Annotated in this window: 10 protein-coding genes; 3 read left to right on the forward strand and 7 right to left on the reverse strand. The window is 53.1% G+C overall.

Translation table 11 applies throughout. From position 1 onward, the window contains the following. The 4 genes from AC1HCM_RS01205 to AC1HCM_RS01220 form a co-directional block, all read right to left on the reverse strand. A partial coding sequence (locus tag AC1HCM_RS01205; RefSeq protein WP_479459951.1) for an LptA/OstA family protein occupies nucleotides 1-298 on the reverse strand: 298 nt, incomplete at its 3' end. Then, nucleotides 288-785 carry a hypothetical protein gene (locus AC1HCM_RS01210; protein ID WP_479459952.1) on the reverse strand — a complete coding sequence of 166 codons (498 nt, stop codon included), beginning with the start codon at nucleotides 783-785 and terminating at the stop codon, nucleotides 288-290. The genes AC1HCM_RS01205 and AC1HCM_RS01210, both read right to left, overlap by 11 nt. A 10-nt stretch (nucleotides 786-795) precedes the next feature. After that, the gene (locus AC1HCM_RS01215) at nucleotides 796-1,287 is read right to left on the reverse strand and encodes a KdsC family phosphatase (RefSeq protein WP_479459953.1); all 492 of its coding nucleotides are present in this window, start codon (nucleotides 1,285-1,287) and stop codon (nucleotides 796-798) included. Nucleotide 1,288: 1 nt separating this feature from the next. After that, nucleotides 1,289-1,702, reverse strand: coding sequence for a thioredoxin family protein (locus AC1HCM_RS01220; RefSeq protein WP_479459954.1), 414 nt, complete (start codon nucleotides 1,700-1,702; stop codon nucleotides 1,289-1,291). Between the two features lie 17 nt (nucleotides 1,703-1,719). Between AC1HCM_RS01220 and AC1HCM_RS01225 the strand changes: the two genes are divergently transcribed. Continuing rightward, nucleotides 1,720-2,649 carry a histone deacetylase family protein gene (locus AC1HCM_RS01225; RefSeq protein ID WP_479459955.1) on the forward strand — a complete coding sequence of 310 codons (930 nt, stop codon included), beginning with the start codon at nucleotides 1,720-1,722 and terminating at the stop codon, nucleotides 2,647-2,649. Nucleotides 2,650-2,716: 67 nt separating this feature from the next. Then, nucleotides 2,717-3,922 carry a (Fe-S)-binding protein gene (locus AC1HCM_RS01230; protein WP_479459956.1) on the forward strand — a complete coding sequence of 402 codons (1,206 nt, stop codon included), beginning with the start codon at nucleotides 2,717-2,719 and terminating at the stop codon, nucleotides 3,920-3,922. On the opposite strand, the gene AC1HCM_RS01235 is transcribed toward AC1HCM_RS01230, so the two are convergent. Further along, nucleotides 3,919-4,848: an NAD(P)/FAD-dependent oxidoreductase gene (locus tag AC1HCM_RS01235; protein ID WP_479459957.1), complete on the reverse strand. Its 930-nt coding sequence runs from the start codon at nucleotides 4,846-4,848 to the stop codon at nucleotides 3,919-3,921. The two genes, AC1HCM_RS01230 and AC1HCM_RS01235, sit on opposite strands and share 4 nt — an antisense overlap. Beyond that, nucleotides 4,845-5,402: a Fe-S-containing hydro-lyase gene (locus AC1HCM_RS01240; RefSeq protein WP_479459958.1), complete on the reverse strand. Its 558-nt coding sequence runs from the start codon at nucleotides 5,400-5,402 to the stop codon at nucleotides 4,845-4,847. Before AC1HCM_RS01240 ends, AC1HCM_RS01235 begins: the two co-directional genes overlap by 4 nt. Before the next feature lie 29 nt (nucleotides 5,403-5,431). Here AC1HCM_RS01240 and AC1HCM_RS01245 point away from each other — a divergent pair, with 29 nt between their 5' ends. Continuing rightward, nucleotides 5,432-6,283 (forward strand): UbiA-like polyprenyltransferase, encoded by an 852-nt coding sequence (locus AC1HCM_RS01245; protein ID WP_479459959.1) that lies wholly within the window; start codon nucleotides 5,432-5,434, stop codon nucleotides 6,281-6,283. On the opposite strand, the gene AC1HCM_RS01250 is transcribed toward AC1HCM_RS01245, so the two are convergent. Further along, on the reverse strand, nucleotides 6,255-7,685 hold the full coding sequence (locus AC1HCM_RS01250; RefSeq protein ID WP_479459960.1) for a thioredoxin family protein: 1,431 nt from the start codon (nucleotides 7,683-7,685) through the stop codon (nucleotides 6,255-6,257). The genes AC1HCM_RS01245 and AC1HCM_RS01250 overlap by 29 nt on opposite strands. Nucleotides 7,686-7,847 lie beyond the last annotated feature (162 nt).

A 7,847-nucleotide genomic window follows, 5' to 3' on the forward strand; every position in this document is an offset into this window, starting at 1 on the left:
TGAGCACTATTATGTCCGTTCTGAAGTCGTACTCTGCGTAGTCTGAAAAAGCCTTCCTTCCGGGCTCCGAGTACCTGACCTTGCCCTTAGCCACCATCTTAACCGGCTTTCCCTTATCATCAAGGAAGACGACGACCTCCTCCGCCCTCAGCAGGGAATCGCCTCTCGTCAGCTTTACCTTACCCCTGTAGATTATCCTGTCCTTCTTGAATATCAGCTTCTCAGCCTCCCCCGTTATAGGCTGGGAGAGAACGAGGGAAAGGAATGCTAACAGGGAGATCAGTATCTTAGACCTCATGCTTAGTCCTCACCTCGCCTATTATAACCTTCAGGGGTCTGAGGAAAGCCTTAAAGCCTCTCCCCTCTATAAAGTTCCTGCCCTTCCAGACCTGAACCCCTCCCTCTCCGTACAGAAGGTCTCTGTTGAAGTCAATGGTAGCCCTGTCGGTTTTGAAGAAAAAAGCCTCACCCCTTATCTCAACTCCTCCCTTCAAGACTCCGCTGTTCCTGTCTCTGAGAAAGGTTATCGCGCTCGCCTTGACCACGTACCCGCTCGTTGACCTGAGCTCAACGTCAAGGAGGGATAGTTCCCTCCCGAAGGAGACGAGCTCCCTGCCGTGAATCCTCCACTCCTCACCCGACTCTCCGAAGACCTTTATGGACACCCCCTGAGCTATGCTCTTCTCCTGAACGTAAACCTTAGCCTCGCTTCTTAGCTTCTCTATGTAGGCTAAGGAGAGGGTGCACAGGAGCAAGAAGATGAAGTGGACGAGCAGAAACCTCATACAAATATTTTCACAAACTTCTGAGCTTCAGGTTCAGGTCACATACCTCCCTGACCGCGCCTTCACCTCCCCTCCTCATAGTGGTGTAAACCGCGAGCCTCCTTACCTCCTTAGGCGAGTTCCTCACGGCTACGGGAAAGCCCACCCTTCTCAGGACTGGGATGTCAACGAGGTCATCCCCTATGAAGCCTACCTCTTCGTAGGATAGTCCGTGTTTCTCCACTATCTTATCAAGGACGCTGTCCTTCTGGGTCCTCCCCATGAAGACCTCCTCAATCCCGAGCTCTTCAAGGCGGTTTGCAAGGGCTTCCGATTCCCTCCCCGATATCACGCCCGTCATTATCCCCTGCCTCTGGAGGAGCTTTATGCCGAGTCCATCGTGGACGTTAAAGACCTTTAGGCTCTCACCCCCTTCTGTGTAGAAGAGTCTCCCATCGGTGAGGACACCATCAACGTCAAGCAGGAGCAGTTTGAGCCTCTTTGCCCTCTCCCTCAGGCTCAAGTCAGCACCCCTTTACCTTTCCCTTCCGGCAGGCTGAGCTCAGAGCTTCAAGAAACTCATCGGTCTCCTGCAAGCCGAAGACCTGCATTATAAGCCTGTCCTGCTTTGGGTCGTACACCATGAAGGTCGGTGTTCCGAAGGCTCTGAAGCGTCTGTCAAGCTCGGGAGGTATGTCTTCAACGTCTATCGGCACAACGACAAAGGCTCTCTCCATAAGCTCGCTGACCTTTGGGTCAACAAAGACCACGTCTTCCATATACTTGCAGAAGTTGCAACCCTCCTCGTAGAAGTAGAGCAATACGAGCTTTCCTTCTCTCTTGGCAACCTGAACCCCTTCCTTGAAATCGGGATACCACCGGGAGGAGAGGGCTAAAGTCACAAGGAGGAGAAGCGGGATAATAATACGAACAACCATAGACTAAAATATAAACCATGAGAACGGGCTTTGTTTACGACGATATATACCTAAGACACGACTACCCTGACCACCCCGAAAAGAAGGAGAGGCTTATATCCATAGTGAACCACTTAGAGAAGGCTGGGCTCATGAAGGAGGTCCTCCAGATTCCTCCGAGGAGAGCAACACCTGAGGAGGTAGCACTGAACCACGACCCTGCCTATATCCAAGAGATTCATGACTTCTGCAAGGCGGGTGGGGGCTTCCTTGACCCGGATACCTACGCCACTCCCGATAGCTACGATGTTGCCCTTACCGCCGTAGGCGGTGTTCTGGAGGCTATAGACAGGCTCAGGAAGGGTGAGGTTGATACCGTCTTCTGTGCGATAAGACCTCCCGGACACCACGCCGAGTATGCAAAGGCTATGGGCTTTTGCCTCTTCAACAACGTTGCCGTAGGTGCTCACTATCTCAGGAAGGGAGGCGTGGAAAAGGTCTTCATAATTGATTTTGACGCCCATCACGGAAACGGAACCCAGAGGAGCTTCTACGAGGATGACACCGTTTTTTACTTCTCAACCCACGAGTATCCCTTCTACCCCGGGACGGGAGGACCAAAGGAGAGGGGCGCTGGAAGGGGTGAGGGCTTTACCCTTAACGTTCCCATGCAGGCGGGTGCTGGCGATGAGGACTACCTGCCCGTTTATGAGAGGCTCCTGCCCAAGGTTGTTAGGGAGTTTTCCCCCGATTTCATACTCGTCTCTGCCGGCTACGACCTCCACTCCGATGACCCCCTGACCTACCTGAACGTCTCCACAGAGGGAATAAGGCGCATAGTCAGGAGCATCCTGAGTTTATCCAAGGAGCTCGGAATACCCTCCCTCTTCGCCCTTGAGGGTGGTTACAACCTCAGGGCTCTTGGCGAGAGCGTGGTGGCTACCGTTGAGGAGATGCTTTCCTCCTGAGCTGTGAGTTTAATCATCACGAGTCCTCTCTGAAGCGCTACATTATAGTTCCCTGAGAGGTTTGAGTATGGCGCAGGCTGTTAAGGAATTTAGGATAGAGATACCCCTGGATCTCGCCCAGAAGTGTGTTAAGTGTGGGCTCTGCAAGTCCGTCTGTCCCTCCTACCACGGAGAGGAGGGTAGTTACGCAAGGGGAAGGCTTGCTTTGGCGGAGATGGTTGTAAAGGGCGAGATACCCCTGAATGAAGAGGTGGCAAAGCAGTGGAGCGAGTGCGCCATGTGCAGGCGCTGTGAGTGGGTCTGTCCGAACGATGTCCACTACAAGGAGATACTCGTTCAGGCGAGAGAGCTCCAAGATAGGGAACTCGGAAGGGATATAGTATCAAGGGCGGGTCTGAAGAGCCTTGAGCTGATGCAGTCCTCCCTAGGGAGGAAGGTGATAAAGGCAGCGGGTAAGCTCAGCTCCCTTCTGCCTTCGGAGATAAAGACCCCCCTTCCAACCGGGAGCGTGAAGTTCATGCCAAAGCCCTACGGCAAGCCCTTCGGCATAAGAGGTAAGACCTTTAAGGCTGAAAAGGAAAAGGGGAAGCTCCTCTTTTTTACCGGCTGTATGATAGACGTGTTTTACGGCAAGACGGGAGAGAGCGTTATAAAGCTTATGAACAGGATAGGATACACGGTTGTTGTTCCTGAAGACATAAAGTGCTGTGGAGCTCCCCACCTTTACCACGGGAACACCGGTGCCTTTGAGAGGCTGAAGGAGCACAACCTGAGGGAGATGGAAAAGTACGAGTTTGACGCAATCGTGGTCGCGTGCCCTACCTGTGGAGGGGCACTTATAGAAGACTATGGAAGAGACTGGGAAGTTTACGACTTTGCCCAGCTCCTTTCTGAGGAAGGAAACCCGAGGTTCAGGGGAGCCAACGAGAGGCTGACGTTCCACGTTCCCTGCCACTCCTATACAGCCATGAAGGTTGACCCCGAGGTATTCTACGGGGTCATGAGAAGAGTTGAGAATACGGAGCTCGTGAGGGCTGAAAAGGCTCAGTCCTGCTGTGGGTTCGCAGGTCTGTGGAGCATAAAGAACCCGAAGCTCTCCGAGAAGGTTCAGAGAGAAAAGATCGAGGACTTCAAGAGCACAGAGGCTGATGTTGTCCTTACAACCTGTCCGGGCTGTGTCCTTCAGCTCAGGGACGGCGTAAAGAAGTTCGGTAGCTCTCAAGAGGTCAAGCACTTAGCTGATTATCTTGCGGAGAGGCTTGAGGAGTCTTAAGCCCAAGAGCTTATACCGTAAGTGAGGTCGTGATACACCGAAAGGAGTGCCTTTGCCCCCTCGCCTGCAGCCGTTATTATCTGTTTGGCGAAGATGCTTGTGCAGTCGCCTGCTGCATACACCCCGGGTTCAGAGGTTCTGTTGTTGCAGTCAATAACTATCTCCTCCCTCTTGTTAAGGACTACACCGAGCTTCTTTGCGAGCTCGGTCTTTGGCTGGAGACCTATCTCAACGAAGACTCCCTCCGCCTCTATCTCGTACGTCCTGTTCTTCTCCATATCCTCAACGAGGACGCTCCTGACCATCTTCCCGTCACCCCTTATCTCCAGAACCCTGTGTCTTAGGAGGGGCTTTACCTTAGGGTTCCTTAGGACCTCCTCCAAGAGTACCTCGTCCGCCCTGAACCTGTCGGTGAACTCAATCAGGTATATCTCCTTGGCGTAGTGGGTCAGCTGCTGGGCAGCCTCAAAGCCCGCGTTCCCTCCCCCGACGACAACGACCTTCAGGTCCTTGAAGAAAGGTGCGTCGCAGGTGTAGCAGTAGGACACACCCCTGCCGGTGTACTCCCTCTCCCCGGGGACGTTCAGCTTCCTGTGCTCTGAACCCGTGCACAGGAGGAGGCTCCTCGTTTCGTAGCTCTCACCCGAGAGTGTCTTTACACGGAATCCCTCCTTCTCCCTGCTTATATCAACTACCTCGTCAAGTAGTGGTTCAACACCGAGGCTCTCCATCTGCTTCATCATCCTCTCAACGAGGACGACACCGTCAACGGTGGTGTAGCTGAGGAAGTTCTCTATCTCACCTGCGGTTATGACCTGACCTCCCACCTCCCGGGTTATCAGGATGAAGTCCATCTTCTTTCTGGAGGCGTATATGGAAGCAGATATTCCAGCAGGTCCTCCACCTACTATGATGAGCTGCTTCATACCTCTATCTTTGCGTACTTCCTTCTGCCCTCTTCAAAGAGGTCTCCCCCGTAGATGTCGTTGGCAACTATGACCGGGAAGTCCTCAACGTAGAGCCTCCTTATGGCCTCTGTGCCCAAATCTTCGTAAGCTATTAGCTCGGAGGACTTTACGTGCTTCTGGAGGAGGGTGGCAACACCGCCGACAGCCGCAAAGTAAACAGCTTTGTACTTCTTCAGTAGCTCCTTGACCTGAGGCGAGCGGTACCCCTTCCCTATCATGCCCTTGAGACCAAGCTTGAGGAGGGGCTCAACGTACTTGTCCATCCTTATCGCCGTTGTCGGTCCCGCGGAGCCTATGACCTGACCCGGCTTTGGAGGAGTAGGACCTACATAGTAGATTATCTGTCCCTTAAGCTCTATAGGTGGGCTCTCGCCCCTCTCTATAGCCTCAACCATCCTCTTGTGGGCTGCATCCCTCGCGGTGTAGATGTAACCCGTTATTAGAACCTTATCTCCAGCCCTAAGGCTCTCAACAACTTCATCCGTAAGGGGGGTGGTTATCCTCTTCTCCATGTTTATAAGGATACAATATATCTCAGCGGATGGAAAAGGTAAGGCACTATGCGGAGCTGGTAAAGTTTGAGCACACCATCTTTGCCCTTCCCTTTGCCTTAGCGAGCCTCCTAATACTTGCGGACGGACTGCCCTCCTTTTGGAAGGTTCTCTGGATACTTGTAGCCCTTGTGAGCGCCAGAACCCTCGGTATGGCTTTTAACAGGCTGATAGACGAACCCTACGACAGGCTGAACCCCCGCACCCAGAGCTGGCCCCTAGTTTCAGGAAAGCTCACGAGGGAGGACGTCAAGAGGCTAATACTTCTCTCCGCAGGCATATTCTTCCTAAGCACGCTCCTCATAAACCTGCTCGCCTTCCTCCTCTCTCCGGTGGTGGTCTTCCTGCTGTGGCTATACCCTTACTCAAAGAGGTTTACCTACTTTCCCCACCTCGTCCTCGGGGTGGTTTACTTTCTCATCCCCGTGGCGGTGGACGTAGCCCTCAACGCCCGTGTTTCCTTGGAGGCTCTCACCCTCGGGGTGGGTATGGCATCGTGGGTGGCGGGATTTGATATACTCTATGCCCTTCAGGACTACGAGTTTGATAGAGAGCACGGGCTCAAGTCAGTTCCGGTGAGGTTCGGAATAGAGGGGTCCCTCAGGTTCGCAAGGCTCCTACATCTGATCACGCTCATCTCCCTTGTACTCCTCGGGGTTGAGAGCGAAAAGCTCGGTGCTGTGTACTTTACCGGTCTATCTGTGCTATCCCTCTTCCTCCTCTACGAACACAGCCTTATAAAGCCCCACGACCTCTCAAAGATAAACAAGGCTTTCTTCACAGTTAACGGCTACGTGAGCATAGCCTTCTTCCTCACCGTCCTTTTGGACCAGCTCCTGTGATGAGCTCAAGAGCCCTGAGCAGATAGACGAACTCGTCGGGGTTGGCGTAGGAGAGGCTGACCTCAATGCCTTTCAGGAAGCCTTCCCCAGCCCTCGGGTCTTCCACAGCCAGAAGGTAGGCAACTATGTACCTTGATACCCTCTCCTTTACAGCCCCTTTGAGGGACAGCACCCTCTTGAGGTCTTTCCTGTATCTTCCTTCCTCCTTCGCAAGCTCGTAGAGGGCTAAGCTAAGGAAGGCTATATCCCTCCCGAAGTTGAGGAGCCCCCTCCTGCCTGTCCTGACGTCGTAGTACCTGTAAAGTCCCTCTGGAGTGAGGAGCTCTGAGAGTATGTAGTCCATACACCTCCTCGCCTCCTCAAGAAACCTTCTCTCCCCGGTCAGCCTGTAGAGCCTTACGAGGGCGATCACCGCCTTGGCGTTCTCCTCAGTTATTATCGCCGTGTCTGTCGGTGGTGGTTTTCTCCTCTTTCTCTCTTCGGGCTTTAGGTTGTAGTAGGAGGGGTCGGATATCTGGGCGTTCAGGAAGCAACCGCTTCGCGGTTCGTATAAGATCTTCTTCAAATAGCCGTAGGTGCCCAAGGCACTGTCAAGAAATAGCTTGTCTTCCTTCTTTTTGTAAGCTTCAAGAAGAGCCAGCATCATAAGGCTGTTAACACCGAGCGTCTTTGAGGTCTCAAAGTAAAGGTCGTAAGCCCTCGTCCTGTCGTAGAAGTTGAAAAAGCCACCGTCAACGCTGTCGTAGAGAAACTCTATGTCCTTCTTCAGGGAGAAGAGAACCTCCTCAACCATGAGGTCCCTTTCAAGGAGGTAGATATAAGTTAGAGGGGTGGACCACTTGAAGGCTGTTCCCTCCGCAGAAGGTGAGCTGAATCCGCCCAGTACAGGGTCATACCTCGTTTTCAGGTCGGAGAGGAAGTGTTCAAGGAGGAATCTGTAGGCTTTTCCGTCAACAGTGAGGAGTTTGTAAGTCTCCCTGCCCTCCTCCCGATAGACGCCTCCGGCGAGAGCAGTCCTGAGGAGGTCCTTCAGGTCTTCGGGCTTCAGTGAGCCGTGGAATCTCAGCAGGACCCTCCCCTCAGGGCTGAGGACAACCGTGAAGGGAGTACCCCTTCCCCCGAATTCAATGAAGAGCTTCCTCTCCCTATCGCTGTCCAGCAGAAGAGGGATGAAGGAAGTTTCAAGAAGCCCCCGAACCTCACTGAGAGAGCTCTCGTACTCCCTGCACCAGCTACACCACACCGCGGAAAAGTAGATAAATACAGGCTTCCCCTCTTCCTCAGCCCTCCTAACAGCCTCCCCGTAGTCCCTGAGCCAGTCTATCCTCGCCACCTCCCGGGCGGGTTCCCTCTTCTCACAACCAAGAAGGGTGAAAAATACCAGAAGGATTACAAGCTTCACGGGTTTTTAATATAGTTATCATGGCTTTAGGAGTACTCTTCCTTTTGATCTTCCTGATGACCTCCTTCGGAGGTGAGTACATAGTAAAGAGCGAAGACCCCACGAAGGTAGTTGGAAAGGTTAAGAAGAGAATAGGCAGGGACCTCTACCTCGTGGAGATTG

The organism is Hydrogenivirga sp. (assembly GCF_056450045.1).